At 42.5% G+C, this 25,838-nt stretch carries 28 protein-coding genes; 22 read left to right on the top strand and 6 right to left on the bottom strand.

Annotation, left to right across the window (positions count from 1 at the left end; translation table 11 throughout):
* The 3 genes from AWT60_RS01480 (at position 1) to AWT60_RS01470 (ending at position 1,872) form a co-directional block, all read left to right on the top strand.
* Entirely contained in the window at positions 1 to 759 is a 759-nt protein-coding gene (locus tag AWT60_RS01480) for a hypothetical protein (protein ID WP_041108411.1), read from the top strand.
* 21 nt (positions 760 to 780) lie between these two features.
* A complete protein-coding gene (locus AWT60_RS01475) occupies positions 781 to 1,308 on the top strand; it encodes a YfjD family protein (RefSeq protein ID WP_041108409.1) in 528 nt (175 codons plus the stop codon).
* A 99-nt stretch (positions 1,309 to 1,407) separates the two neighbouring features.
* The gene (locus tag AWT60_RS01470) at positions 1,408 to 1,872 is read left to right on the top strand and encodes a helix-turn-helix domain-containing protein (RefSeq protein ID WP_041108407.1); all 465 of its coding nucleotides are present in this window, start codon (positions 1,408 to 1,410) and stop codon (positions 1,870 to 1,872) included.
* Positions 1,873 to 1,926: 54 nt separating this feature from the next.
* Here the strand turns inward: AWT60_RS01470 and AWT60_RS01465 are convergent, their stop codons facing one another.
* Positions 1,927 to 2,274 carry a helix-turn-helix domain-containing protein gene (locus tag AWT60_RS01465; protein ID WP_024427528.1) on the bottom strand — a complete coding sequence of 116 codons (348 nt, stop codon included), beginning with the start codon at positions 2,272 to 2,274 and terminating at the stop codon, positions 1,927 to 1,929.
* 205 nt (positions 2,275 to 2,479) lie between these two features.
* Here AWT60_RS01465 and AWT60_RS01460 point away from each other — a divergent pair, with 205 nt between their 5' ends.
* From AWT60_RS01460 to AWT60_RS01435, 6 genes are all read left to right on the top strand, one after another.
* On the top strand, positions 2,480 to 3,469 hold the full coding sequence (locus tag AWT60_RS01460; RefSeq protein WP_024427527.1) for an asparaginase: 990 nt from the start codon (positions 2,480 to 2,482) through the stop codon (positions 3,467 to 3,469).
* Positions 3,470 to 3,497: 28 nt separating this feature from the next.
* The gene (gene aspA / locus AWT60_RS01455; protein WP_041108405.1) at positions 3,498 to 4,919 is read left to right on the top strand and encodes an aspartate ammonia-lyase; all 1,422 of its coding nucleotides are present in this window, start codon (positions 3,498 to 3,500) and stop codon (positions 4,917 to 4,919) included.
* Positions 4,920 to 5,062: 143 nt separating this feature from the next.
* Positions 5,063 to 6,469 (top strand): Na+/H+ antiporter NhaC, encoded by a 1,407-nt coding sequence (gene nhaC, locus AWT60_RS01450; RefSeq protein ID WP_218676785.1) that lies wholly within the window; start codon positions 5,063 to 5,065, stop codon positions 6,467 to 6,469.
* Positions 6,470 to 6,764: 295 nt separating this feature from the next.
* Positions 6,765 to 7,190 (top strand): YwqH-like family protein, encoded by a 426-nt coding sequence (locus AWT60_RS01445; RefSeq protein ID WP_218676784.1) that lies wholly within the window; start codon positions 6,765 to 6,767, stop codon positions 7,188 to 7,190.
* A gap of 37 nt (positions 7,191 to 7,227) precedes the next feature.
* Positions 7,228 to 7,491 carry a YwqI/YxiC family protein gene (locus tag AWT60_RS01440; protein ID WP_218676783.1) on the top strand — a complete coding sequence of 88 codons (264 nt, stop codon included), beginning with the start codon at positions 7,228 to 7,230 and terminating at the stop codon, positions 7,489 to 7,491.
* 287 nt (positions 7,492 to 7,778) lie between these two features.
* Entirely contained in the window at positions 7,779 to 8,204 is a 426-nt protein-coding gene (locus AWT60_RS01435; protein WP_041087582.1) for a YwqH-like family protein, read from the top strand.
* 48 nt (positions 8,205 to 8,252) lie between these two features.
* Here the strand turns inward: AWT60_RS01435 and AWT60_RS01430 are convergent, their stop codons facing one another.
* Positions 8,253 to 8,462, bottom strand: a complete 210-nt coding sequence (locus AWT60_RS01430) for a hypothetical protein (RefSeq protein ID WP_229137077.1) — start codon at positions 8,460 to 8,462, stop codon at positions 8,253 to 8,255.
* A gap of 136 nt (positions 8,463 to 8,598) precedes the next feature.
* Between AWT60_RS01430 and AWT60_RS01425 the strand changes: the two genes are divergently transcribed.
* From AWT60_RS01425 to AWT60_RS01400, 6 genes are all read left to right on the top strand, one after another.
* Positions 8,599 to 10,557 carry a BglG family transcription antiterminator gene (locus AWT60_RS01425; protein WP_218676782.1) on the top strand — a complete coding sequence of 653 codons (1,959 nt, stop codon included), beginning with the start codon at positions 8,599 to 8,601 and terminating at the stop codon, positions 10,555 to 10,557.
* Positions 10,558 to 10,645: 88 nt separating this feature from the next.
* Entirely contained in the window at positions 10,646 to 11,956 is a 1,311-nt protein-coding gene (locus AWT60_RS01420; protein WP_024423901.1) for a PTS sugar transporter subunit IIC, read from the top strand.
* Positions 11,957 to 11,986: 30 nt separating this feature from the next.
* Positions 11,987 to 13,420 (top strand): glycoside hydrolase family 1 protein, encoded by a 1,434-nt coding sequence (locus AWT60_RS01415; protein ID WP_218676781.1) that lies wholly within the window; start codon positions 11,987 to 11,989, stop codon positions 13,418 to 13,420.
* 12 nt (positions 13,421 to 13,432) lie between these two features.
* Positions 13,433 to 13,756 carry a PTS sugar transporter subunit IIB gene (locus tag AWT60_RS01410; RefSeq protein WP_024423899.1) on the top strand — a complete coding sequence of 108 codons (324 nt, stop codon included), beginning with the start codon at positions 13,433 to 13,435 and terminating at the stop codon, positions 13,754 to 13,756.
* A gap of 19 nt (positions 13,757 to 13,775) precedes the next feature.
* On the top strand, positions 13,776 to 14,105 hold the full coding sequence (locus AWT60_RS01405) for a PTS sugar transporter subunit IIA (RefSeq protein WP_024423898.1): 330 nt from the start codon (positions 13,776 to 13,778) through the stop codon (positions 14,103 to 14,105).
* A 65-nt stretch (positions 14,106 to 14,170) separates the two neighbouring features.
* A complete protein-coding gene (locus AWT60_RS01400; RefSeq protein ID WP_218676780.1) occupies positions 14,171 to 15,019 on the top strand; it encodes a polysaccharide deacetylase family protein in 849 nt (282 codons plus the stop codon).
* Positions 15,020 to 16,022: 1,003 nt separating this feature from the next.
* On the opposite strand, the gene fosM is transcribed toward AWT60_RS01400, so the two are convergent.
* Genes fosM through AWT60_RS01380 form a run of 4 tightly spaced genes read right to left on the bottom strand, consistent with a single transcriptional unit; the run spans position 16,023 to position 19,218 of the window.
* Entirely contained in the window at positions 16,023 to 16,448 is a 426-nt protein-coding gene (gene fosM / locus AWT60_RS01395; protein WP_218676779.1) for a FosM family fosfomycin resistance protein, read from the bottom strand.
* 59 nt (positions 16,449 to 16,507) lie between these two features.
* Entirely contained in the window at positions 16,508 to 17,599 is a 1,092-nt protein-coding gene (gene ribD, locus AWT60_RS01390) for a bifunctional diaminohydroxyphosphoribosylaminopyrimidine deaminase/5-amino-6-(5-phosphoribosylamino)uracil reductase RibD (RefSeq protein WP_041108388.1), read from the bottom strand.
* A complete protein-coding gene (locus AWT60_RS01385) occupies positions 17,586 to 18,347 on the bottom strand; it encodes a GTP cyclohydrolase II (RefSeq protein WP_218676778.1) in 762 nt (253 codons plus the stop codon). Before AWT60_RS01385 ends, ribD begins: the two co-directional genes overlap by 14 nt.
* 16 nt (positions 18,348 to 18,363) lie before the next feature.
* A complete protein-coding gene (locus tag AWT60_RS01380; RefSeq protein ID WP_218676777.1) occupies positions 18,364 to 19,218 on the bottom strand; it encodes a VOC family protein in 855 nt (284 codons plus the stop codon).
* A 177-nt stretch (positions 19,219 to 19,395) separates the two neighbouring features.
* Here AWT60_RS01380 and AWT60_RS01375 point away from each other — a divergent pair, with 177 nt between their 5' ends.
* The 7 genes from AWT60_RS01375 to AWT60_RS01345 all read left to right on the top strand — a co-directional run bounded on the left by AWT60_RS01375 (position 19,396) and on the right by AWT60_RS01345 (position 25,826).
* Entirely contained in the window at positions 19,396 to 19,728 is a 333-nt protein-coding gene (locus AWT60_RS01375) for a winged helix-turn-helix transcriptional regulator (RefSeq protein ID WP_087977956.1), read from the top strand.
* Between the two features lie 369 nt (positions 19,729 to 20,097).
* Positions 20,098 to 20,556 carry an NEAT domain-containing protein gene (locus AWT60_RS01370; protein WP_076840531.1) on the top strand — a complete coding sequence of 153 codons (459 nt, stop codon included), beginning with the start codon at positions 20,098 to 20,100 and terminating at the stop codon, positions 20,554 to 20,556.
* 20 nt (positions 20,557 to 20,576) lie between these two features.
* Complete coding sequence (gene isdC / locus AWT60_RS01365) at positions 20,577 to 21,230, top strand: heme uptake protein IsdC (RefSeq protein WP_075621474.1); 654 nt, start codon at positions 20,577 to 20,579, stop codon at positions 21,228 to 21,230.
* Positions 21,231 to 21,249: 19 nt separating this feature from the next.
* Positions 21,250 to 23,085 carry an NEAT domain-containing protein gene (locus tag AWT60_RS01360; RefSeq protein WP_218676776.1) on the top strand — a complete coding sequence of 612 codons (1,836 nt, stop codon included), beginning with the start codon at positions 21,250 to 21,252 and terminating at the stop codon, positions 23,083 to 23,085.
* Between the two features lie 76 nt (positions 23,086 to 23,161).
* A complete protein-coding gene (isdE, locus tag AWT60_RS01355) occupies positions 23,162 to 24,049 on the top strand; it encodes a heme ABC transporter substrate-binding protein IsdE (protein ID WP_056765396.1) in 888 nt (295 codons plus the stop codon).
* Positions 24,050 to 24,082: 33 nt separating this feature from the next.
* Complete coding sequence (locus tag AWT60_RS01350; RefSeq protein WP_024427509.1) at positions 24,083 to 25,069, top strand: FecCD family ABC transporter permease; 987 nt, start codon at positions 24,083 to 24,085, stop codon at positions 25,067 to 25,069.
* Positions 25,056 to 25,826 carry an ABC transporter ATP-binding protein gene (locus AWT60_RS01345; RefSeq protein ID WP_056765397.1) on the top strand — a complete coding sequence of 257 codons (771 nt, stop codon included), beginning with the start codon at positions 25,056 to 25,058 and terminating at the stop codon, positions 25,824 to 25,826. Before AWT60_RS01350 ends, AWT60_RS01345 begins: the two co-directional genes overlap by 14 nt.
* Positions 25,827 to 25,838 lie beyond the last annotated feature (12 nt).

Here is a 25,838-nt window from a genome sequence, read left to right as displayed (position 1 = left end):
TTGGATCAGCTAAGTCTAAGTATTGAGGAACTCATCTTTAGTTTTTACAGTGAAGGCTATTTTGAACAAGGCATGTCCTTAAAGGAGGCTTATTATCCTGAAGTAGAGGACGAGCGCTTGGGGTTTTTATTTGAAATTGCGTGCCGCTCTTTGCTTGCAAAAGGTGTACTGGAATTTCGAAACAGACAATACCGTTATAAAGCGGAATACCGTCATTTCATCCAGGCGATGAATGATGCCTCTCACACGATCAAGGCATCTAAATTTGGAGACACAGATGAAGAAGTCAGCACCTCTTTTCACACAACACAAGCGGGTGTATATGCGCATCATACGCTTTATGATCAACAAGTGCATCAGATTCGCAAACTGGACGGCGATCAGCAGGCAGAGGAGCAAGTGACAGCCTTTTTCAACATACAGATGAATGATCACCCTGAACCTGTCATCAGCCTGCAGGCAGAGGAATTTGAAATGCTGTTAGAACAGGCAAGCGAAGCGAAAAATGAGTGGCCATCCTTCCTGAATAAAGCAGAGAATCAAGAGCTCGTGAAGGCATTTGTTTCTGATATACAGACGAGAAAAGGAAAGCTGGACTCTCTCATGAAGGTCGTCTATGACAAAAATAATACGCCTGATGTGGAGTCCATGATATTTGTGATTCCAGGTGAGAACCAATCGTGGCTTGTATCAGGAATAAAAGAAAATCAATTTCGCATTGAGACGGCTCATCAAGACGGGTTACGTTCTATATTCTAATGGAGAAAAGGAGAATGACGCTTGAATCCAAGTGAAGTAATAGAAGTAAGGAGCAGACCTTTTTTAAGAGTATGGGCATTCTTAGCAACGGGCGGCTTCGGTATCATCGGTATTTGGTTATTTTCAGAAGCTCTTACATTTGAATCGAACTATACATTGTTTTTATTTTTAGGCGGACTATTAGGTATTGTCTATGGCTGGATCTCCTTTTTGATGATTTTGCCTGCTTTTACGAAGAGGGGAAATGTGATTTTTCGCATTCAGCGCGGAGAGAATGGCGCTGTGCTGCACCGGGAGCGAACGATCTCTTTTCAAGATATTCAATCAATTGACATGCGCAGGCATCGTTACAGTATAAGAGGATTTCTTTTCATGGATGTGCTCATTCGGAAAGTGGATGGGAAATTGATCAAAATTCCAGCGTACAGCATTTTAGATGAAGAAGTATTTGAGCAGACCGTCAAACAGGAGATCTATCCATATTTACATCAGACAGCCCAAGAAAATTGGAGACAGCAGCATGGCCAAGGAGAAGAGAAGAGCGACTAAGCTGTTTTTGTCAGAATTCTATAGGATGAGGCGCCACTTTTTCGAAGAAATCGTGTATGATGTCAGTAAAGACTGAACACTCGAAAGAGGTGATGAGAGATGGATAAAGAGATGGTAATCGACCTCGTCACAGAACAAATGGCACGGATTCGAAAAGAAAAGGATTATACGCAGGATCGTATGGCGGAGGTACTTGGTCTATCAAAACGGCATCTACAGCAGGTTGAAAAAAACAGGCTACGTCTCAACTGGACGCAATCCGCGGCCGTATGTGCATTATTCAGAGATAGTGACATTTTGAAAGGGACTCTTGGGGATGACCCGCTCGAGATTTTGGAAGTTGTGGCACATGATGAATTACATCTATCAGTAGAGCGTACGATTGGCGGCAAGGTTTGGTGGAGGACGTCTGTCAAAAAAGGCACGTTTCGCCTTCAGCAAAATGTACTTAGTCAGCATTACCGCATCTTAGATGAGGAGAATTATCGCTATTATAGTTCGTTTAATAAAGAAGAAGCGAAGCGGCGGCTAGAGGAATTAAGCCAGCTGTCGTCCTCATATTGAGATTGGAAAAGGAAAGAGAGGCACCTGTTTATAAGGAGCCTCTCTTTTCTGTGTTTATACTTTTAGAGTGTTTTTCGCCCGAATAAAGGCAACAAGCTGTTTGATTTCTTCATCATTTAGGGGAACGCCGTCTACATAAATGGTTCCTTCTTTTGCTTCCGTCAGTTCAATTTTGATATCAGAGATTTTGCGTTGTATCTCTGGCTCGTCCGTTCTACCAAGTAAAAAATCAATGGACGTATCATACAAATCAGCCAGCAGCTTCACTGCTTCAAGCGAAGGTCGTCGGTACCCAGATTCGTAACCGGCATAGGTGCTTTTGGCGATACCTAGGCGATCTGCCGTATGCTGGAGAGACCATTTTTTCTTTTTTCTAAGGGTGGTTAAACGATCGAGTATCATACATGAACGCTCCTTTATTTACAACAACAGTATATCATATTTTGACATAGAATGTACGCGTTATGCGTAACAATTTCTTGATTAATTCGCGTTATGTGACTATAATGGCAATGAAGGTACGCGTAAAGCGTATATTATAGAATAGCACAAGCTAGCTTATAATATGTGTGACAAACGAAGTAATTTTACGAAAGAGGTGGACCTGTTGAAGAAATTATTGCTTTTAACGACTGGTGGGACGATTGCATCTGTAGAGAGTGAAAATGGTTTAGCTCCAGGTGTTAAAGCTGAGGATCTTTTGAGCTATTTAAACGAAATTAATGCAGAATATACAATGGACACAAAGTCCCTAATGAGTATAGATAGTACAAATATGCAGCCTGAATACTGGGTTGATATCGCAACAGCCATTTATGAGAATTATGACCAGTATGACGGGTTTGTCGTTACTCACGGAACCGATACAATGGCCTATACATCAGCAGCGCTGTCTTATATGCTGCAAAATCCTGATAAGCCGATCGTGATTACAGGTTCACAAATTCCGATTACTTTTAAGAAAACAGATGCGAAGAAAAACATCACAGATGCGATTCGCTTTGCATGTGACGGTGTTGGCGGCGTGTATGTCGTGTTTGATGGCAGGGTCATCCAAGGAACACGTGCGATCAAACTAAGAACGAAAAGCTACGATGCATTTGAAAGCATTAACTACCCATATATTGCATCAATTGAAAACCATCAAATTGAATACAATAGCAAAGTAAAAAGAACACCAATGAAACCGCTTAAATTAGATGCATCCTTGAACACAGATGTGTGTCTGTTAAAATTGCACCCAGGCCTGAAGCCAGAATTTTTAGATGCAGTCAAAAGCATGTACAAAGGCGTCGTCATTGAAAGCTACGGCAGCGGCGGAATTCCTTTCGAAGGAAGAAACCTTTTAGAAAAGATCAACGAATTGCTGGAAGAAGGCATTTCTGTTGTCATCACCACTCAGTGTCTTGAAGAAGGAGAAGACATGAGTGTGTATGAGGTAGGACGCAAGATCAATCAAGAATTGGTGGCGCGTTCAAGAAATATGAATACAGAAGCCATCGTGCCGAAACTGATGTGGGCACTAGGCAAAACAACAGATCCAAGAGAAGTCAAAAAGATTATGGAAACGCCAATCGCAGAAGATTTAGTGATTTAACTATTCTATAGAAAGCAGGTCATAAGAGATGGTTCAAGCAACTTATCGCTATGAGAAGGATTTTCTTGGTGAAAAAGAAATTCCAGCAGACGTGTATTATGGGGTTCAAACCCTTCGTGCAAAAGAGAATTTCCCGATTACAGGATATCGGATGCACGAGGAACTAATCAGAGCCTTTGCCATCGTGAAAAAAGCAGCAGCTCAAGCCAATATGGAAGTTGGACGTTTATATGAGGGCATTGGAAATGCCATCGTTCAAGCGTCTGATGAAGTCATTGAAGGCAAGCTGCACGAGTACTTTATTGTCGATCCAATTCAAGGCGGCGCAGGAACGTCCATGAATATGAATGCCAATGAAGTGATTGGAAACAGAGCGCTAGAAATCATGGGACATCAAAAGGGTGAATACATCCATTTAAGCCCAAACACACATGTGAACATGTCGCAATCAACGAATGATTCTTTCCCAACGGCGATCCACATTGCTGTGCTCAAGCAGTTAGACATTCTGCTTGAAACGATGCAAGCCATGCAGGACGTTTTTCAAAAGAAAGCAAAAGAATTCGATCATGTGATCAAAATGGGGCGTACGCACCTTCAGGATGCTGTTCCAATCCGTTTGGGACAGGAATTTGAAGCTTACAGCCGTGTGCTGAGCCGTGATATTAAGCGGATCAACCAATCAAAACAGCATTTATATGAAGTCAATATGGGTGCAACAGCTGTTGGGACAGGCTTAAACGCAGATCCTCGTTATATTGAAATCGTGGTGAAGAAGCTCGCTGATATATCTGGTCTTCCTCTTGTAGGCGCAGAGCATCTCGTGGATGCAACGCAAAATACAGATGCTTACACAGAAGTATCCGCCGCATTAAAAGTATGTATGATGAACATGTCTAAGATTGCCAATGACCTTCGCTTAATGGCATCTGGTCCGCGCGCAGGTCTTGCTGAAATCGCATTGCCAGCCCGCCAGCCTGGATCATCCATCATGCCTGGGAAAGTCAATCCAGTCATGGCAGAGCTCATTAACCAAATCGCATTCCAAGTCATTGGGAACGATCACACGATCTGTCTTGCTTCTGAAGCAGGCCAGCTTGAGTTAAATGTGATGGAGCCTGTTTTGGTCTTTAACTTGCTTCAGTCTATTAGTATAATGAATAACGGGTTCCGCTCATTCACAGATCATTGCTTAGCGGACATTGAAGCAAATGAAATACGTTTGAAAGAATATGTAGAAAAAAGTGCAGGCGTGATCACTGCCGTGAACCCTCACTTAGGCTATGAAGCAGCCGCTAGAATTGCAAGAGAAGCCATTTTAACAGGACAATCGATCAGAGATCTTTGCTTGCAGTACGATGTTTTAACGGAAGAAGAACTTGATATTATCTTAAATCCATTCGAGATGACAAAGCCTGGCATTGCGGGTGCAGAGCTCCTAGAGCGATAATAATATCAAAAATTTTATTTTATTAATATGAGGAATTGCCTGTGAAAAAGAGAAAAACAGGCAATTCACTTTCTTTCGAATTGACACACTTTTTTCACAATATTTTGAAAACGCTTAACGCACGCACAAAGGGAGGAAACACAATGAAATCACCACGTCTACCATCTATTTTAGAGGTCGTAGCTGTACTTGGCTTGTTTTTAGCAATTGTTTTATCATTTACTCTTTACTTCAAATTAGATATTCAGTTAGCATTGTTTATCTCATGGTTTATGGTTATTGCTTTAGGTATTCGATTGGGGCATTCATACAAAGATCTTCAAAACGCCATTACAAAAGGGATATCGAATGGTTTAGAGGCCGTTTTGATTTTAATTGCTGTAGGTGCACTTGTTGGAACATGGATTGCCGGCGGAGTGGTACCCACATTAATTTATTATGGATTGGAATTTATTCATCCTAATATTTTCTTACTAGCTACACTGATTATCTGTTCCATTATGTCTGTTGCTACAGGAACATCATGGGGGACAGTTGGAACCGCAGGTATTGCCATGATTGCGATTGGTGAAGGTTTGGGAATTCCATTACCTATCGTGGCAGGGGCCGTCTTATCTGGAGCTTATTTTGGCGATAAGTTATCTCCTTTATCTGATAGTACTGTGCTTGCTTCCTCACTTTCAAAAGTGGACGTGCTCGCACATGTTAGAGCAATGATGGTCTTATCTATACCTGCATTTGTCATAACTGCTATTATGTTTACAATTACCGGGTTTATGTATGGCGGAAAAAATATTGATCAAGGAAAAGTAGAGTTTTTGAAACAAGCACTGCAAGATACATTCACGATTAATATTTGGATGATCATTCCGGCGCTTATTGTTGTGCTATTACTTGTCTTGAAAAAGCCTTCAATGCCTGTTATTGCGATTGGTGCGCTTCTTGGCGCAGTTTGGGCAATGGCTTTCCAAGGAATGAATCCAGCAGATGCGATTGGTTCAGCATACAATGGCTTCTCTATTAATTCAGATGTAGATTTCTTAAATACGCTGTTAAATCGCGGCGGTATTGTGAATATGCTTGGATCTCTAGTGGTCATTATTCTCGGACTTGGTTTTGGTGGAGTACTTGAATATCTCGGCGTCTTAAAAGTGATTGTCGCTACTTTCGAGAAGAAATTATATAATGCAGGGAATGTCACCCTATCTACACTTGTTGTTGCATTCTTCGCAAATATCTTCGGCTGTGCAATGTACGTTTCATTAATTCTTACACCGAAAATTATGGAAAAAAGCTATGATAAATTAAAAATAGACAGACGCGTTCTATCAAGAAACGCTGAGGTCGGGGGAACAATGACCTCTGGTATGGTTCCATGGTCAGATAACGGTATTTACATGGCAGGAATTCTTGGCGTATCGACATTCTCTTATTTACCATTTATGTGGTTGAGCTTTGTCGCCATTGGTCTTGCGATCATTTACGGATATACGGGTAAATTCATTTGGTACGTGAAAGATCAACAAGAAAGAGAAGAATCGGCCTCATAAGCCGTTTGCAAAAGCCGCTCCTGAACGGGGCGGCTTTGTTTGTCCTAGGACCGTGAGACTATATGTGACATATAGCAAACGAACAGGAATTTAGACCTCCTATAAAAGAGGTCGAAAGGGGGAGTGAGGAGCAGAATGAAAGCATATTTATCCCATAAAAAGGGTACAAATCCCTATTCAAACATGAGTCTTTGAACCTTATAATAACAATATTGGAAAAAGTGCTATTCACCTTACGCTCGTTTAGAGAGACTCTAAGCAGCGTTTTTATTTTTTGACAGGAGGAGGAACCCATATGAGCTTATCGGATATGCTGTCTGCCCTTAACGGTGGCATTTCAAATAAAAAAGCAGAAATTGAAGAGAAAATCGCTCGGCTCAAAAAGGCGAAAAGCAAGGTTGAACGTGAACAAGATGCCGCAGAAACAGATTTAAAACAAATCAAGCAGCCAAAGCTTGGGACCTCTTGGAAAGGTGAGCGAAGCCAGGATTTCAAAACAGACCGAAATGAAGCACATGATGCGCTGCAAACAATCGTGAACGATCAATACCCACGCTACGTGAGCCGCATCGAATTCAAAATCAGTACATTAGAAGCAGAACAAGCTGCGTTATCCTTTGCCAGTTCCTTAGCTGGAGACGCCGCACGTCTTGCTGAAAAAGGAGAAGACGCAGTAGAGGACGCAAAACGCTTGATCTCAAATGCATGGAGCAGCTTGTAAACGAGTTTCGTGCTGAACAAATCTGGAGGATATCACAATGGGACAAATTAAGTTAAACTACCAAACAGTTATGGATAAACTAGATGAAGTCTCCCAAGCCGTCGAAGCTTTAGCGATGAAAAAAGCAGCAGATAAAGCGGGTGAAAACAGCCTTGAATTTGTAACCAAGTGGACGACACGTGAAGCAGAAGTGAGCGAAATGGTCTCAAGCTTTAAAGAAGCCTTAATTAAAAATGTTCAGGATACACGCTCTAACGTGAAAACATTAAAAGAACAAGACGAAGCGATTGCTGCAAAATAATCAGCACAATCGCTTTTATTTATGGGTACCATTGACATAATGTGATTGTGGTATTAAAGACTCATATAAAATTCAGGGTGTAAGACCTTGTATTATTCCGTTTTTCTTCCAAACGCGTCGCTAAAAGGACACCTTTTCCCTATTTAAGCCTGAGGCTTTTCGCCTTATACTATACTTAATGAAAGCAGAACGATAGAAATGTCAGGATTGGAAAAATCAAGTGAGTCGATGGTTTCCAAAGGCGCTCACGCCGTGCTTTCGTATGAGGTCAGATAGAGGTGGATGACATGAGTTTATCCGAGATGCTGCACCATCTGCATATGGGAATTGAGAACAAACGTGCAGAATTTGACGAAATGATCTCTCGGTTAAAGACAGCCAAAAGTAATATTCGAACAGAACAAGATCTTGCCCAGTCAGATATCAAAGAAATCAAGAAGCCTGCACTAGATTCGTCATGGAAAGGCGAGAGAGGAACCGACTTTCATCGCCACCGGAAAGACGCTTACAGCGTGATGCACGACATCGTCAACAATGAATATGAAAAATATATAACAGAGATTGATCAAAAAATCTTACACTTTGAATTGAAAAAAATGGAGCTGGCTGTTGCCAGTAATTTTGCAGGAAGAGCTCAGGACGTGATGGAAAAGGGCGAGGATTTTGCAAAGGATGTTAAACATTTGATTGAACGGGGCTGGAAAGCTCTTTAAAACCATAAACGAAACAGCCGTCTCTTAAAAGGGCGGCTGTTTTTTTGTTTAGTCACATCCACCACCGCCGCTGTCGCCTGAATCACTCCCACAGAAGGCATCAGAAGCGTGATGGGTATACGAATCAGAATAAGTGCTTGTCGTTGAGCTATGATGTGCAGAACGCTTAGCAGATGCACGTTTATCCTTTGATGTGAACTGGTTGGCAATGATGGCTCCTAAAAAAACTAATATGACAACAAACATAAAAGTACCCATAATGCATCCCTCCTCTAGTTTCATATTCATACGAATGAGCCATATCAAGGTTCCCGATTTGAAAGAAATACTGGGCAAAGAGTTCTATTTTCGTTTATGATGATAGGCAAAAGTAAATGCCAAGGGAGGAGAGCCCATGCTATCTCTACGTCAGGAGGAGCTTCTGAAACGATTGATGCAAGCGGAGCAGGAACTGACAAGTGAAGAAATTGCCCGTGTGATCGGAGTCACATCACGAACCATTCGAACAGATATGAAAGCGCTTAAAAAGATCTTAGAAGAACATGGTGCCGCACTGCATATTAAACGCGGGGCAGGGTATACATTGAGCGTTGAAGATTATGGAGCATTTCGTACATTTTTGAAAACGTCACTGAGAGAAAGGAATGAGAAAAAGGAACCGTTCATTCCCAATCAGCCTGAGGATCGCGTCGCTTATCTATTGAAAAGACTGCTTCTGTCAGAAGACTATATCAAATTAGAGGGATTGGCAGAGGAATTATTTGTGAGTGAATCTACAGTGAAAAATGATTTGAAAGCTGTCAGGCACTTGTTTTCATTGCATGGACTTTCTATATCGCACCGGCCTAAATATGGCCTTCGTCTGACAGGCGATGAAATGAAATTAAGATATTGTATGGCAGAGCATGTGTTTCAGCAGGAGCATGCGAATGCTGCACTGTTACCTGCAGAAACGTATCAATTGATTCAGGACATCGTACGTTCACGTACAAAAGCTACCGGACTTCATCTATCAGAAATCGGTTTAAGTAATTTAGTAACCCACATTGCTATCGCATGCAAACGAATTGAAGAAAAAAAGCTGGTTCAGATGCCAGAAGCGGAATTGAAAGAAATTCAAGTGCAGCCAGTTTTCCAGGTAGCTCAACAAATGGCAGAAGATATTCGCCGCATATTAGCGATTGATTTTCCATTATCTGAAATGGCGTACATCGCGATTCACTTAATGGGGGCAAAGATGATGGCATATGGAGAGGCTGGCCATACGCTATTTCATCTGCTGGACGAAGATCATTTTCGTTTCACTCACCAATTGCTTGCTTATGTAGAGGAGCACATGTCACTTGATATTCAGTTTGATAAGGAGCTGATCGTTGGTTTAAGTCTTCATTTGCGTTCTGCCATTCATCGTTTTAGATACGATATGAACATCCGAAACCCTTATTTACCAGACATTAAAAGGCATTATCCCATTGCGTTTGAGGCGGGTGTTTATATGGGCAGATGGCTGAAGGAAAAAGAGAGTGTTGAGATTCCTGAGGATGAAATCGGATATTTGGCACTTCATATTGGGGCTGCAATCGAGCGGACAAAATCACAGCATGTGAGAAAGACATGTCTTATTGTGTGTGCGACGGGTGTCGCCAGCAGCCAGCTTCTTCTTCATAAACTCACGGCAGCTTTTAGCGGAAGGCTGGAGATCGCTGGAACTGCAAGTGTCGGGGAACTTCCTTCGTATGATTTGAGAAGCATTGATTTTATTATTAGTACCATTCCGCTTCAGAATACATTGCCGGTGCCAGTAATTGATGTACATACGATTTTAAGTGACGATGATATTGTGCGGCTGAAACGATTTGTGAAGAATTCACAGGATACAGGAGTTTTGCGGTATGTGAGTCCGGCGCTGACATTTTTTCAGCAAGATCTCCAATCAAGGGAAGAGGTTCTTCAATTTTTTGTGAACGTGCTAAAGGAGCAGCATCGAATCCCAGACGAGTTTGAACAATTATTGCTAGAAAGAGAGCAAGTATCACCCACATCTTTCGGTCATTTGGTTGCGATTCCTCATCCAATTAAACCGGCAACAGATGACACGTTTTGTGCGATCTGTACGTTGAAAAAGCCGGTGCTGTGGGGAGAAGATCGAGTACAAGTCGTATGCTTGTTAAGCATCCAGAAGACGTATCAAAAAGAATTACAGTCGCTTTATCAATTTCTTGTGCGGCTGACAGAACGGAAAGAAGTGGTGGAACAACTCATCAAAGCCGCTTCATTTGAAGAACTGACAGCTGCGCTTCAAGTATTGGAGCAGCCAAATGACAAAACGCGATACCCATTTCCGCATCTGTGAGGAAAAAGATTAGATGTTAATGAAAGCGCTTTTAAAATAACATCAAAAAGGAGGATGATCACGAGTTTTTGCAAAGGGGGAGACGATCATGAGCTTCAAGGAGAAAGCGGCAGATGTCATGGGGCATGTGGCTTATCGCATCACCAACCAGAAATATATTATGGCGATTAAACAGGCATTTGTCACACTGATGCCGATCATCATTACAGGAGCTTTTGCTGTACTGGTGGCGAATATGATCATGAGCCCGGAAACAGGGCTTGCTCATTTTGAGATATTCAGGTTTTTAGCAGAGCTTCAGCCTATTATGAAGGCAATCAATTATGCCACACTGAACTTTTTAACCATTGGAGCTGTGTTCCTCATTGGGATTGAGCTTGGGAAAATCAACGGTCACAAATCTCTGTTCCCAGGATTGATGGCATTGATTTCATTTATATCTGTTATTCCAACGACACTTCTTCTTGAAGTCGATGGATCGATGCGTGAGGTTGTTGACGTGTTGGCAAGACAATTTTCTGATCCAAAAAGCTTATTTTTAGGGATGATCATTGCGATCGTATCTGTGGAGATTTTTTGTAAGCTGACCGAGGTGAAATGGCTGCAAATCAAGATGCCGGATTCGGTTCCGTCGAATGTGGCAACATCTTTTTCGTCACTTTTCCCATCCATCATTACAATTACAATCATTAGTTCATTCGGCTTTGCATTTCATCGTGTGACAGGCATTTATTTGCATGAAGCAGTGTATAACGTGGTGCAGCGTCCGTTAGAAAGTGTTGTACAGGGGCTGCCTGGGATTTTAACGTTGATGTTTGTGGCGCAATTTTTCTGGGTGATCGGCATCCATGGCAACCAGATGATTAAGCCGATCCGGGAGCCGCTCTTATTAGGATCGATTGCAGTGAATATGACAGCATTTCAAGAGGGAAAAGAAATACCGAATATCATCACAATGCCGTTTTGGGATGTGTATATGAGCATAGGTGGTTCAGGTGTGACTATTGGTCTTTTGGTTGCGATTTTTATTGCTGGTAGAAGGGAAGAGATGCGAAGCATTGCCAAGCTCTCATCAGGACCCGGACTGTTCAACATCAATGAACCCGTTATTTTTGGATTACCTGTCATGCTAAACCCTGTGATGGCGATTCCATTTATCGTCACACCACTTGTGACAGGTACGATTGGTTATATTGCGACGGCTACTGGATTCGCTGGAAAAGCGGTCGTGATGGTGCCATGGACGACACCGCCGCTTGTGAATGCATGGCTGTCCACTGCTGGCAGTATGGGCGCTGTCATCACACAGCTTATCTGTATTGTGGTTGCTGTTTTCATCTATTTACCGTTTGTTCTATTGTCTAACCGCAAGCCAGAAGCAGCACCAGATTCAGAATAAACATTCAGACGAAGAAAGGGAGGCGGCGACATGAACAGAATTGAGATTCCGAGTGATTTTATCCTAGGTGCTGCGGCTTCTGCTTGGCAGACCGAGGGATGGAAGGGAAAGCGGGCGCATCAGGACTCGTACATCGACTTATGGTATAAGGAAGGATATCACGTGTGGCACGAAGGCTATGGTCCTGCTGGTGCGACAAACTTTTACGAGCGCTATCCTGAAGATGTAGCCCTAATGAAAGAGATTGGCCTGACACATTACAGGACATCGATCAATTGGTCGAGGTTTCTCATAGATTACGAGAATGGGATAGTGGATGAGGCCTATGCTCGTTACATTGATGATCTGATCAATGAATTAATCGCAGCAGGTGTAGAACCAATGTTTTGCTTAGAGCACTATGAACTTCCTGCCGTTTTGCTTGATAAGTACGGCGGATGGTCATCAAAGCATGTTGTCGAGCTGTTTGTTCTCTATGCAGAAAAAGTGTTTGAGCGCTACGGAGACCGAGTCAAGCATTGGTTTAGTTTTAATGAACCGATTGTTGTTCAGACACGTGTTTATCTAGATGCGATAAGATATCCGTTTGAGCAAAATACGAAGAAATGGATGCAGTGGAACTATCATAAAGCTCTGGCAACAGCAAAAGTAGTGAAGCTGTTTCAGGAGATGGGGTTGAAGGAATCGGCAGGAGCCAAAATCGGCGTGATTCTCAATCCAGAAGTGACGTATGCAAGATCGTCTGCTCCCCATGACCAAGAAGCGGCACGTATGTATGACTTGTTTTTTAATCGAGTGTTCTTAGATCCTTCCATCAAAGGGGAGTATCCAGAGGAACTAATCGATGTGTTGAAAAAGCATGATATTCTTTTCGATTCCACAGAGGAAGAGCTTCAGATCATCAAGAATCATACGGTGGATGTCGTTGGGCTTAACTTGTACTATCCGCATCGTGTCAAGGCACCGAGTAAGGCTTGGAACGAAGGAACACCTTTTCATCCATCCTATTATTACGATATGTTTGAGCTTCCAGGGAGAAAAATGAATCCTTTCAGAGGCTGGGAAATCTACCCGAAGATTGTCTATGATATGGGGATGAGAATAAAAGAAGAATACGGAAATATTGAGTGGTTTGTGGCCGAAAATGGCATGGGTGTAGAAAAGGAAGAACGGTTTAAAACAGAAGACGGTATCATTGATGATCAGTATCGCATTTCATTTATCAGCCAGCATTTGAAGCGGGCACTTCAAGCGAAAGCAGAAGGATCAAATTGCACAGGCTATATGCTTTGGGCATTTACGGACAATGTCTCGCCGATGAATGCCTTTAAAAACCGCTACGGATTAGTGGAAATCCAGCTGGAGAATGAACGAAATCGTCAGCTGAAAGCATCTGCGTATTGGTACCAGACATTAATCAAAACAAGGGAACTGCAGGTTAAAACAGAAGTCATTTATCAATAGGAGTGATGAGAAATGAAACGAATCATTCTCGCTTGTGCAGCAGGAATGTCAACGTCCATTGTGGTGTCCAAAATGAAGGCTGCCGCAGAAGCTAAAGGGCTGGATTATTATATTTATGCTATACCTGAAGGAGCCATTGCGGATGAACTAGAAGAGCATGGAGAGGATGTACAGGCGATTTTACTTGGACCGCAAGTTAGTTTTATGAAAAAAGCAGCAGAAAAAACGGCGGCACCCTATCAAATACCTGTCGATGTCGTCAATGTAAGATTATACGGAACAGCAAACGGAGAAAAAATTCTAGAGCATGCACTGAAACTAGCAAATGAATCTTGAGTAATTGGAGGAGAAGCAGATGACGGTATTAGAGGAAATGCAGGGAGCAGCCTTTCAAATCATTGCCCATGCAGGCGAGGCAAGAAGTCATTATGTAGAAGCGATTCGTCTAGCAAGAGCTGATGATTTTGAAAAAGCGCAGCAGTTGATCGAAAAAGGGGAGGAAGCCTTTCGAAGCATCCACAACCTGCACTTGTCGCTGATTCAAAAAGAAGCGGCAGGTGAACAGCTTCCGTTTTCTTTACTGCTCATACACGCAGAAGATCAAATGCTCACAACAGAGACCATTCATCTGCTCGCCATCGAAATGATCGAAATGTGTAAAAAAATGAACACCCTGTCAAAATAGATGTCAATAATTAACCAATTTCTGTTATAATCATTCGGTAGATAAAGAGAAAGCAGGATTGGTGAATGAAGAAAACATGTATATGGCTTGCAGTTGGTCTAGTCATGCTGCTCATTTCGGGCTGTATGGGTACGAAACAGCAAACAGAAGGAAATCAGCAAGCCGTCAAAGAGGAAAAGGGTCCATTACAAACAAAAGACATTCAGCAGAAAAAAGAACCAGCAGTGATAGAGACACAAAACTGGATGAAGCAAAAGGAGCCGGTCGAGCTTCCGATCTTGATGTATCATAGCATCTCAAGCGGCAACTCGTTACGTGTGCCAAAGAGCGAATTTGCATCTCATATGAAATGGCTGAAGGAAAACGACTATGTCACACTGTCGCCAAAAGAGGCATATCAAGTTCTCACGACCAATTCGATACCAAGCGAAAAGTGTGTCCTCATTACATTTGATGACGGATATACCGATAACTATACAAAGGCATTTCCGATTTTAAAGCAATATGGAATGAAAGCGACGATTTTTATGATTGAGCAATCCATTGGCCGTCCGCATCACTTAACCGACGCTCAAATGGATGATATGTTGTCGAATGGTATTTCAATAGAGAGTCACACAATTCATCATTTAGAGCTCAATCGTCTATCACAGAAGCAGCAGGAAGAAGAACTAAAAGGATCGAAGGCATTCTTTGATCAGCGGTTTTCTCAGCAAACGATCATGGTCAGTTATCCGGTCGGACGCTACAATGAGGACACGCTAAAGCTGGCGAAGGAAGCAGGATATGAATTGGCTGTAACCACTGAACCAGGACATGCGAAGAAGGAACAAGGCATGATGTCCTTACACCGCGTCCGCGTGTCACCGGGACTTTCACCAGAAAGCTTTGGCAGGATGGTAGAAGGGAAGTAACGATCAATGTTTCACATGAAACATTTTACGACAAGTTTCGCGGGACCTGAATAAAACTTGTTTAGGATTTAGATAGATTCATGCAATATAAGGAATCAGTTTTTTAATATACTGAATCTTTTTTATTTAGCTAAACAAGGTCATACAGTTGCCAATAGAAAGTAGGAGGGCATAAAGTACATCTGATTTTTAAGTTATATAGATTGTTGTTCAGTTTATTTGATCAATTGAACAACAAAAAAGCTGTATCATTCATTTTAAACATTGTGCAGGAATAAAAAAATAAATTAAGCTCACTCTAATTTAAAATTACTGTAACTAAAGCTCTTATAGTTTTTTACACATGAAGGTTAAAAAAGTATGCTTATCTATGGTAACAAATTGATACTTATGGTAACATGTAATTGCACAAGTTTTTTGTTCAACTCGGACTAAGTTGAACTAGTTTTCAAACTGAAGCACGAGAGCTTCAAGGTGAATTTCTTGAACGTCACCATATAACTGAAAAGAAATTTAATTTGAGCACTCGGCTGACTACCGTGTGCTTTTTCTATGTATAAATTTATCATGTGATGAATATACTGAAGTAATATAGAAAAAATAAAGCAGCCCTCCAAAAAACAGAAACGAGATAGAACCAGCATTACCTTGACTAGGGGTAATGAAGGTGCCACTTTATTTTTCATTATCATTTTAAGGGTTAATTCAGAACGGTCTCTTATCTATCATCCATGCTATGAACTGGACTAGAGTTCGGATTGAATTTAAGATAAGTAACCAAAGCTTGTACTTGCAGGTACAAGCTTCTTTCTTTTTGTTCTTGCGTCTCTCAACGCGTGAACGCACAAGTTTTGTTCTCAAACTGACCCCTCCTTTCTCGGCATAAAAACACCTTTAGTATAGAAGGGGGGAGGACTATCGCTTGCTACACGTTTCTATGTATATTTTACCATCCTTTCTATTAAATGACGAATAGCACTTTGTTTTTTCCTCTTCGTTTTCATCATTTATCAAAAAACTCCATATGAGCTTTTTCTTCCTTGTAATAATCCATTCGGTCTTTTAAGGTTCCTGTATGAAACTCGAATTTATGTCCATCAGGGTCCGTAAAGTAGATGGACTGACGATCCTTTTTATCTCTCGGCCGGCTTGGTAAGATGTAGACGTTCAAATTTTTTAATTTGTTGTACATGTGATCTATATCCTCTTCATCAATTGAAAAAGCGATGTGTGTGTATGAGTGATGGATATCTTGGCGAGGAATATCCTTTTCTACATTGAGGGCAAGCCATAGCCCGTTCAAATCGAAGTAAGCTGTCGTTCGGCCCTTTGCTAACAATGTGGCGTCAAAGACCTTAGTGTAAAAATCAATAGATGCCTCTAAATCAGAAACAGAAAATAACAGATGGTTTATTCCTTTTATTTTCAAATCAATCACCCCATTATAAATGATGAGAAAAAAGCTTGCAGATCCGATCTACAAGCTTTTTATTGATAAACGGGATAGCCCGTCATTTTGATATCTTTTCCAAGCGGTTCCACTGAGAGTTGATCCAGTTCAATGGCATCACTCATGAGGCGAATGCCTTCGCCTCCGAAAAAGGAAGGGGAAAGTCGTCCGCCAATGAGCTTAGGCGCCATATAGATGACCAATTTATCTACCAGCTGCTGTTCTAAGAACGAGGCATTAATCTGGCCGCCGCCTTCAATCATGAGAGAGGAGATATTTTTTTCTCCCAGCACTTGAAGCACTTCTTGCAGGGGCACCCGCGTGTCACTGTCTGTCATAAAGACACGAACGCCAGCTTCTTCTAAAGCCGCTCGTTTTTCCTCATCGGCTTGTTTTGTTGTGAAGATCCAGGTAGGTGCCATCTGATCGGTGACGATCTTTGCTGTCAGTGGTGTTGACAGCTTAGAGTCTAAGACAATTCGAATCGGATTATTCCCATTTGGAATCCGCGCAGTTAATGAAGGATCATCGTGAATGACGGTTTGAGCACCGACCAAAATCGCATCATTGATACTGCGGATATGGTGAGCGTCATAACGGGATGTCTCAGATGTAATCCACTTGCTGTCAGACGTGGCAGAGGCGATTTTTCCATCTAAGGTAATGCCCGCTTTGAGCGTCACGAAAGGTGTTTTTTTCGTAATAAAGTGATTAAATACTTCATTCATCAGAATGGATTCTTGTTCAAGTACGCCCGTGATGACTTGTATGCCTGCGTCTTGTAAAATGGCAATCCCGCGGCCAGCGACAAGCGGGTTTGGATCAAGTGCCGCCACGACAACAGTTTCGACGCCGGCTTTTACAAGTGCTTCCGCACAAGGGCCTGTGCGGCCATGGTGGGAACAAGGCTCAAGGGTCACATAAATGGTGGCTCCTTTTGCCTTGTCTCCAGCCATGTTGAGTGCATGAATTTCAGCATGCGGTTCACCGGCTTTCATATGAGCACCGACTCCAACAATTTCATTCTCTCGCACAATCACAGCCCCGACGAGCGGGTTCGGAGATGTCTGACCTTTCATTGCCCTTGCATTATCAAGGGCTAGCTTCATATATCGCTCATGATGTGGCAATCGTACGCACCTCTTGCTCCGCCTTCATGTGACCTGAGCGGTTGATTTTTGTCTGCAAGTATTTTTCGTTAAATTCAGAGACATCTCCCCAAAGCGGAATGCGTCCAGAAAGAGATAAACCTGCATGGCTGATCGCATCTGTCTTTTTCGGGTTATTGGTAATGAGTCTGACCGGCTTTGTACGAAGTGTTTGAAGAACGGCAATGGCTTCTTCGTATTGACGTGTGTCATCTTCAAAACCAAGTGCTTCGTTCGCTTCTACTGTATCGTAGCCGTTTTCTTGAAGAATATAAGCCATGGCTTTACTGAAAAGACCAATGCCGCGGCCTTCATGATTGGCTAAGTAAAACAGGGCTCCTGTTCCATTGTCCTCAATCATTCGCATAGACTGCTTCAATTGGAATCCGCAGTCGCAGCGCTTGCTTCCGAAAATATCGCCTGTGTGGCAAATGGAATGCATGCGGATAAGAGCTTCGTCAGCGTGCTCAAAATCCCCATATACGAGAACGCTTGACTGCTGATGATCAGCAAGCTGGCGGGACGAGAGGCTTTCAATTAAAGCTTCATCCGACAATGGCTCTTTTCCATCGTCTTTTAACCATGAATACCAGTTGAACATGACGGTTCTGCCGTCTAAATTCACTGGCAGTTTAATGGGTCCAGTGATATATATATACCCGTCTTCTTGCTGTACTCGTTTGATTTTATCTTTTAATATGGCTGTTTTAAGCTCTGTGTGTTTGTCCATATTCTGCACCTTCTTTTTAGTCTGTTTCTTCAATCTGTAAACGAACGAGAACGCCAAATGGATCAACAAATTCGCTGCTTTTTCCTGTTGTGTTGACTTGAGTGCCTGCTTTTGTCAGGCGTTCGATGACGGATTGTCTGTCTGCTTCTTCTGGGAAAACCAGTGTATAGCTTCTAATTCCTGAAAAACGTGGATCAATGGCTCCTTTTCTTCCGCGTCCCCATGCATTAAAGGCAAGGTGATGGTGGTACACACCAGCGGCGATAAATAGGCTTGCTGGTGGAGCCATTCGGATATGAAAACCGAGCGTGTTCACATAAAAGGAATCGGCTTCTTCTGGGTTGAGATGGAAATGCAAGTGTCCCATGACTGTACCGGCAGGGAGTCCTTCCCATGTGGTATCAGCGGCTTCCTGCAGGAGACCATCTCCATCAAGCGGTGCATTTCCGCCACCTTTCACTTCTCCATGCTCACCTACCCAAATGTCCTCAGGGCGATCAGCATAAATTTCTACGCCAATGCCGTCAGGATCACTTAAATAAATGGCTTCACTGAAAAAGTGATCGCTTGCTCCAATTAAAGGATAGCCTTTTTTGATCACATGCGCCAGCCATGTGCCCAGGTTTTTTCTGGTAGGTAATAAAACAGCAAAGTGATAAAGTCCTGGCTCATGATCAGGCTTCTCTTTGAGCTGTGCATCTTCTTTTAACAAAAGAATCGGTTCCTTTGCATTGCTGCCAAGTGTCACCGTGGAATCTGTTTTTTCTAATATAGAAAATCCTAAAATGTCTGTATAAAAAGGTAAAGAACGATCAAAGCTGGACACATGTAATTCTGTCACACCCAACCTTAGCTGCTCAATTGTCTTCAAGCTCGGTCATCTCCTTCATGATATATGCATCGGCATGTTCAAATGTTTTTGAAAATCTATAAAAAATGAATACCTTGTTACTTTTAGTAACTAAACTATATAATAGTTAGTGACTTATTTCAAGTAATTAATTGTGTTATAATGAAAAAAAGAGAAAAAAGCAGGAGGGAGTAAGATATGGCTCAAGTAGATGGCTGCCCAATTACAGATGCCATGGAGATTCTAGGCAAGAAGTGGGTCATTCTCATCATCAATCAACTTCTGACAGGGCCTAAGCGTTTTTGTCAGCTTGAAAATGAAATGAACATCAGCGGAAGATTACTATCAGAAAGGCTGAAGGATTTAGAAGCTGAGGGACTTGTTGAGAAAAAGGTATACCCCGATATTCCAGTGCGGATTGAATACGAATTAACAGTGCAAGGGAAGAAAATTGAACCGATTATTCGTGAAATGTATGCTTGGTCTTTAGATCGTAAAAACAGCAAAATAGGGGAACATGTTCCTTCTTAATCGATTTCGATCAGTGTGTCTGATCGAAATTTTTTTGTGTGATTTTCCAGAAAACTAAGACAATAGTATGAAAAATGATGTTGACAATCATTTCATGCATTATATAATATCAAGGAGAAGAGGGTTCTTTTCCCTGTAATGGAATGGAGGTTATGCCATGGTATTATGAATGGGACAGATTGCCTAAAACTCTTATCAATCCATCATTTAGAAGCAGACATCTTTGACTTTAAGAAGCAAAGATTTATTTTTTCCACTCAATTGATAATGATTATCATAATCATCTATATGTGTGTTCCAGCACTTATGAAGGTTATTTTTTTTATTGTCTATTGAGAATAATTATCAATATCATTTAGGAGGGTTCACATGAAAGTCATTCGTTCAACATCACCCGTATTATTATTCCTTAGTTTTGTTCTATTATTTGCTCTAGCTCCTGTTAGCTCAGCCTCAGCAGCTGGCTTAGCAGATGGTCAATATTCAGCGCAATATGTGGTATGGAAAGCTGATAGCGATTCGACTTCAACAGCGAATACGTATTTCGAAAAACCAGCCAAGCTTGTCGTAAAGGATGGAAAAATCAAAGCGCAAGTCACGTTAACGAATAGCTCTTGGATCACAAGCTTTAAAACGCTCGATCAAGGTGTCTACAAAGATGCGAAGGTGATCAGTACAAATGCAGCTGCGAATAAGAGAACAGTAGAATTCAATGTGAACAGCCTGACTGAGGTCGTACCAGCAAAAGTGAGTGTGACTGTACCGGCTATCGGATATACAGGCAATTACGACATTCGTCTCAAGTTTGATGCGGCATCTGTTCAATAGAAAGGGAGGAAATTCGCTTGATGAAAAAAAGAATGAGGCTGTCAGTCTTCATGGCCGTTTTTTTACTGGCACTTATGCTGCCTTTTTCAAACGCACAGGCTGCCGCATTAAAGGATGGTACATACTCCGTCAATTATACAGTGCTGAAAGCTGAAGGAAATGCGGTCTCAATGGCAAATGATTACTGGCTGAAGCCAGCAAAAGTGATAGTGAAAAATGGGAACCTGACCGTGCAAATGACGATTAAAAATAGCAGCTGGGTAACGGAATTTAAAGTACCGGGAAATGGCGGCTATGTCGATACAACCGTTCTCTCAACAAATAAAAAAGCCAATACAAGGCTTGTTCAGTTCCAGGCTCAAAGCTTGTCTAAACCAATCACGTCAAAAATTCATGTCACTGTGAAATCTGCTGATTATGATCATGATTACACCATTCAGCTGAAATTCGATGAAAGCAGCATCAAATCACTTTCATCTAACAGTGCAAATCAATCAGCGGGTGCAGCAGAAAGTCAGCAGCCATCAAAAGAATCAACGAACAAAGCTGATTCATCCACAACGAAACAAGAAGAAAATCCTCAAACTGGTGATACAAGCCAAACAGGGTGGCTCCTTGTGCTTGTCTTATGTTCAGGCGGGTTTTTAGCAAGAAAGTGGATCATCAAGCATTAACGGAAGGAAGTGTCACCATTTGAAACGTCTTTTTCATCTAAAGGCAGCCATTCTGCTCGTTTTATTCAGTTTGTTGACTGCGTTTCAGATTCCTCAAGGAACAGCTCAAGCGGCATCATTCGTTGATGGTGAATACACAGTCGGATTCACCATTTTAAAAAATGGCAGCACAGAAGCGTCCATGATGGATACCTATACAGAAAAGCCAGCTAAGCTGATTGTGGAAAATGGCAAGAAAACAGCCTATGTCACACTGAAGCAAAGCAAAGAAATAACAGATTTCAAGGTCGAACAAAATGGTGCTCTCGTTACCACTGAAACGGTCAGTGAGGACGAAACAGCCAATACACGTGTGATCAAATTTGATGTCGACGACTTATCAGCGAAATTAAACGGCTGGGTGAAAATTTACTGGGATTTAGGCGGCTTTATTTATGACGAAGCATATGACGTACAGCTTGCATTTGATCAAAGCAGCCTAACACTCGTTACGCCTGCAAAACCAGACGATAATGAAACAAAGCCAGATGACCAAAACGGTACAAAACCAGACGATAACGAAACAAAACCAGATGACCAAAACGGTACAAAGCCAGACGATAACGAAACAAAGCCAGATGATCAAAATGGTACAAAGCCAGACGATCAAAATGGTACAAAGCCAGACGATCAACCGACAACACCAGGCAATAACAATGGCACAAAACCAGATGATTCCGCCCAAAATCAATTAAAAGATGGCGTATATCGTATTCATTACAGTGTGCTAAAAGGGGATACGGATGAGGCATCTCGAATGAGTGATTACTTCTCACATCCTGCATCCTTAACTGTCAAAAATGGAAAGCAAACCATTTCCTTTACGGTGAAGGACCATAAGTCTGTCGCTTCTTTAAAAACAGAGAAAAACGGTTCTTATCAAGAAGCCAAAACAGTCAGCAAGGATGAGGCAAAGAACACAAGAGTGGTTTCATTTGATGTAGATGATTTGAAAAACGAGGTCAAAGGAAAAGTACACATTGTAGTAGCAGCCGCTAACTATGACCAAACCTACGATATTCGTTTTCAATTTGATTCAAAGAGTATCGCTCCAGTGAAGGACGGGCAGGTGGTAGAGGAAGAAACACCAGCTGCACCAGAAACACCAAAACCAAACACACCAACAACAGAAACGAATAACGGCGGAGCAGATCAAGAGACGGCTCAGCTAAAAGATGGTGTATACAAGCTTCCTTTCTCAATGAAGAAAGCAGACAAGGATGAGCTTTCCCGCATGAATGATTACGTTGTGAGTCCTGCGACACTGGTTGTAAAAAATGGCCGCCACTTCGTTTCATATACAGTGAAGAACAGCTCAGCCATCACGTCATTCCAAGTAGGAACAGGTGGAAAGTTTGAAGAGACTCTTGTTGCGAAAACAGATGAAAAAGCAGATACACGCGTTATTCAATATGAAGCAAAAAGTTTAAGTGGAGCTCAGGCTGCACGCGTAAAAATTGATATTCCAGCTGCGAACTACCATGAGCAGTACGATGTCAAAATTGTCTATGACACAAAAGGAATCGCTCCTGGTGAGGGAAGCGGGATTCATGAGGTCATTGGAGACGATGAGAGTATCGGCTTTGTCAAAAATCCAAATGATCACGATTCTCAAACAAATCAACTTGAGAATGCAGCACCTGAGGAAACGGGTGCGGAGCAGATGACCTTTACGCCATCAGATGATCAAACCAAATCTGAGTCTGGACAGCTGAATCCGAAAACGGGAGATGCCTCTCTTCTTTGGGTGTATATTCTTTTATTCGGCGGTTCGTTATTCGTACTCGTCAGAAAATATCAAACACGGACAAGATAATTCGTTTTATTTTAAGTGAGATGCGCCTTTTACCTCGGCGCATCCACTCTCTTTTTTCGAAAGGAGGCTTCTGTTTTTGAAGCATCGAATGTTATGTACCTTGATTGCTGCTCTCAGTGTGTGCGTGATCTTATCGGGCTGCTCACAGTCAGCTGAAAGCTCAGCAAAAGGCAAAAAAAGCGCTGAATCAAGTGAGCGCATTGTAGCAACGACTGTAGCTGCTGCGGAGATCATGGATGCTTTAGAGGTGGATCTTGTCGGGGTGCCAACAAGTCAAAAATCCTTGCCAGCTCGTTACAAAGGACTGCCGGAAGTCGGTAACCCAATGAGCCCGGACATGGAAATCATCCAATCACTTCAACCGACAGATGTCCTGTCTGTCACAACCCTTCAATATGATTTAGAGACACCCTTTCAGCAAGCAGGTGTCCCTGCCACATACCTAAATCTCGAGAGCATGGCTAACATGGAGAAGGCCATCACGAAGCTTGGAGATCAGTATGACAGAAAGAAGCAGGCTGAACGCATTGTGTCTGAGTTTGAGCAAAAAAAGAAAGACATTCAAGAGAGGACGAAAGGAAAACGCAAGCCGTCCGTTCTGATTTTACTTGGTGTGCCAGGCAGTTATTTGGTGGCGACAGAGAATTCATATATTGGTGATCTTGTGCGTATCGCAGGAGGAAAGAATATTGTCAAAGGCGAGAAAATGGAGTATTTGGCATCCAATACGGAATATTTACAAAAAGCCAATCCAGATATCATTCTCCGGGCCGCACATGGGATGCCAGACGAAGTCGTCCAAATGTTTGATCAAGAATTCAAAACAAATGACATCTGGAAACATTTCAATGCGGTCAAACAAGACCGGGTGTATGACCTCGAAGAAAGCTTATTCGGGACAACAGGCAATTTAAAGGCAGCAGAAGCATTAGATGAATTGACTCGTATGTTGTATCCGTCATAAGCGGCGAATCTTAATGATAAAAGGACGTTCAAGATGAAAAAAACAGGGATTTTATTTCTGATAGTCAGTCTCTTACTGGTCTGCGTGTTTATTTATTCAGCCATTACTGGGAGCATTCATGTCACCCCAATTGAATTATTAGAAGGGCTCATCACCGGTCAACATGCACAGGTAGAAATCATTAAAGATTTGAGAATTCCCCGCATGCTTATCGCGATGTTTACAGGGGCCGCCTTATCTGTCTCCGGTGTACTGCTGCAGTCGGTCATGAGGAATCCGTTAGCTGATGCCGGCGTCATTGGCATTTCATCAGGAGCCAGCTTCTTTTCATTAATGGCGATTACAGCGCTTCCTCAATTTTATTTCTACTCTCCTTTATTTTCGGTATTAGGCGGAGCTATTGCGTGTTTCCTCGTGTACGTTCTGTCTTGGAAGGGTGGTTTAAGCCCGATCCGCATGATCTTGGTTGGGATCGCCATCAATGCCATGTTTACTGGGATGGCTGAAGCATTTGTGACCATTTGCAGCTATTTCAATATCACGATTAATCAGTCGGGACAGTCGAATCTCACGATGAAAACGTGGGGAGATGTCCGTTTAATCGGTGTCTATGGTGTCGCCGGCCTTGTCGTTGCACTCTTCTTCAGCAGATGGTGCAACCTCCTGGCTCTTCAGGACAAGACAGCGAAAAATTTAGGATTGCGTGTGACCAGAATGCGCCTTTTGATTTCCATCACAGCCGTTTTACTTGCGGCGGTGACAGCTGCAGTAGCGGGCGTGATAGCCTTTGTCGGCTTGCTCATTCCGCACATTTCAAGAAGGCTTGTCGGCTCGGATCACCGGGTACTGATTCCATTTTCTGCGTTAAGCGGGGCTTTGCTTATTTTGACGGCTGATACGCTTGGCAGGACGCTTGTGGCGCCAAATGAGATTCCTGCTTCTACGATCATGGCCGTGATTGGCGGGCCGTTTCTGATCTTTTTATTAAGAAGGGGGGACCGTCTCCATGGACATTCGTGAGGTGTCATTCTCATATGACCAGCAGAAGGACATCGTTCAATCAGTCACAACAAAGATTGAAAAGGGAAAAATCACAACCATTATCGGTCCAAATGGCTCGGGAAAATCCACACTGCTTTCCTTAATGGCGAATAATCATTGTCCAAATAAAGGGCAAATTCACTTAGACGGGCAAACGCTGAATACGTTCAAGCCAAAGGAGCTGGCAAAAAAGCTCGCTGTCGTCCATCAGCAAAATGAAGCGCCGCTTGATTTAACGATCGAACGGCTCGTGGCATTCGGCAGAACGCCGTACCAGACGATGCGCGGAGGAGACAAGGAAGAGGATGAGAGAGCGATAGAGTCGGCGCTGTCCAGTACAAAGCTAACGGACAAACGAAAGGTGCCGCTCGCCTCACTGTCAGGTGGAGAGCGGCAGCGTGTATGGATTGCGATGGCACTTGCGCAAAAAACACCGATCCTTTTCTTAGATGAACCGACAACTTATTTGGATATTTACTATCAATTTGACATTCTTGAGCTGATCCGTGAACTGAATGCCGTGCATGGATTAACGATTGTCATGGTGCTGCACGACATGAATCAGGCTGTCCGCTACAGCGATATCATCATAGCGATGAAGGATGGACAGATTATCAGTGAAGGACAGCCAAGCGATGTGTTAACAGAGGAAAACGTGCGGCACATTTATGATGTGTCCGTCACGATTAGACAGGATGCAGAAACAGGGATGTACATCGTGCCTGTTGGTATATAAGCTGGGCAAAAA

Source organism: Bacillus sp. F2HM (genome assembly GCF_019266135.1).
GTDB classification, from domain to species: domain Bacteria; phylum Bacillota; class Bacilli; order Bacillales; family Bacillaceae; genus Bacillus; species Bacillus safensis.
The sequence above is the reverse complement of the archived record's forward strand: the minus strand, read 5'-3'. Positions and strand labels throughout refer to the sequence as shown.

What these genes read in the sequence shown, in the direction of transcription:
- AWT60_RS01470 (WP_041108407.1), top strand. Translation starts at nt 1,408, where the DNA reads ATGGATAAAGAGATGGTAATCGACCTCGTCACAGAACAAATGGCACGG.
- AWT60_RS01465 (WP_024427528.1), bottom strand. Translation starts at nt 2,274, where the DNA reads ATGATACTCGATCGTTTAACCACCCTTAGAAAAAAGAAAAAATGGTCT.
- aspA (WP_041108405.1), top strand. Translation starts at nt 3,498, where the DNA reads ATGGTTCAAGCAACTTATCGCTATGAGAAGGATTTTCTTGGTGAAAAA.
- nhaC (WP_218676785.1), top strand. Translation starts at nt 5,063, where the DNA reads ATGAAATCACCACGTCTACCATCTATTTTAGAGGTCGTAGCTGTACTT.
- AWT60_RS01445 (WP_218676784.1), top strand. Translation starts at nt 6,765, where the DNA reads ATGAGCTTATCGGATATGCTGTCTGCCCTTAACGGTGGCATTTCAAAT.
- AWT60_RS01440 (WP_218676783.1), top strand. Translation starts at nt 7,228, where the DNA reads ATGGGACAAATTAAGTTAAACTACCAAACAGTTATGGATAAACTAGAT.
- AWT60_RS01435 (WP_041087582.1), top strand. Translation starts at nt 7,779, where the DNA reads ATGAGTTTATCCGAGATGCTGCACCATCTGCATATGGGAATTGAGAAC.
- AWT60_RS01430 (WP_229137077.1), bottom strand. Translation starts at nt 8,462, where the DNA reads ATGGGTACTTTTATGTTTGTTGTCATATTAGTTTTTTTAGGAGCCATC.
- AWT60_RS01425 (WP_218676782.1), top strand. Translation starts at nt 8,599, where the DNA reads ATGCTATCTCTACGTCAGGAGGAGCTTCTGAAACGATTGATGCAAGCG.
- AWT60_RS01420 (WP_024423901.1), top strand. Translation starts at nt 10,646, where the DNA reads ATGAGCTTCAAGGAGAAAGCGGCAGATGTCATGGGGCATGTGGCTTAT.
- AWT60_RS01415 (WP_218676781.1), top strand. Translation starts at nt 11,987, where the DNA reads ATGAACAGAATTGAGATTCCGAGTGATTTTATCCTAGGTGCTGCGGCT.
- AWT60_RS01410 (WP_024423899.1), top strand. Translation starts at nt 13,433, where the DNA reads ATGAAACGAATCATTCTCGCTTGTGCAGCAGGAATGTCAACGTCCATT.
- AWT60_RS01405 (WP_024423898.1), top strand. Translation starts at nt 13,776, where the DNA reads ATGACGGTATTAGAGGAAATGCAGGGAGCAGCCTTTCAAATCATTGCC.
- AWT60_RS01400 (WP_218676780.1), top strand. Translation starts at nt 14,171, where the DNA reads ATGAAGAAAACATGTATATGGCTTGCAGTTGGTCTAGTCATGCTGCTC.
- AWT60_RS01385 (WP_218676778.1), bottom strand. Translation starts at nt 18,347, where the DNA reads ATGGACAAACACACAGAGCTTAAAACAGCCATATTAAAAGATAAAATC.
- AWT60_RS01375 (WP_087977956.1), top strand. Translation starts at nt 19,396, where the DNA reads ATGGCTCAAGTAGATGGCTGCCCAATTACAGATGCCATGGAGATTCTA.
- AWT60_RS01370 (WP_076840531.1), top strand. Translation starts at nt 20,098, where the DNA reads ATGAAAGTCATTCGTTCAACATCACCCGTATTATTATTCCTTAGTTTT.
- isdC (WP_075621474.1), top strand. Translation starts at nt 20,577, where the DNA reads ATGAAAAAAAGAATGAGGCTGTCAGTCTTCATGGCCGTTTTTTTACTG.
- AWT60_RS01350 (WP_024427509.1), top strand. Translation starts at nt 24,083, where the DNA reads ATGAAAAAAACAGGGATTTTATTTCTGATAGTCAGTCTCTTACTGGTC.
- AWT60_RS01345 (WP_056765397.1), top strand. Translation starts at nt 25,056, where the DNA reads ATGGACATTCGTGAGGTGTCATTCTCATATGACCAGCAGAAGGACATC.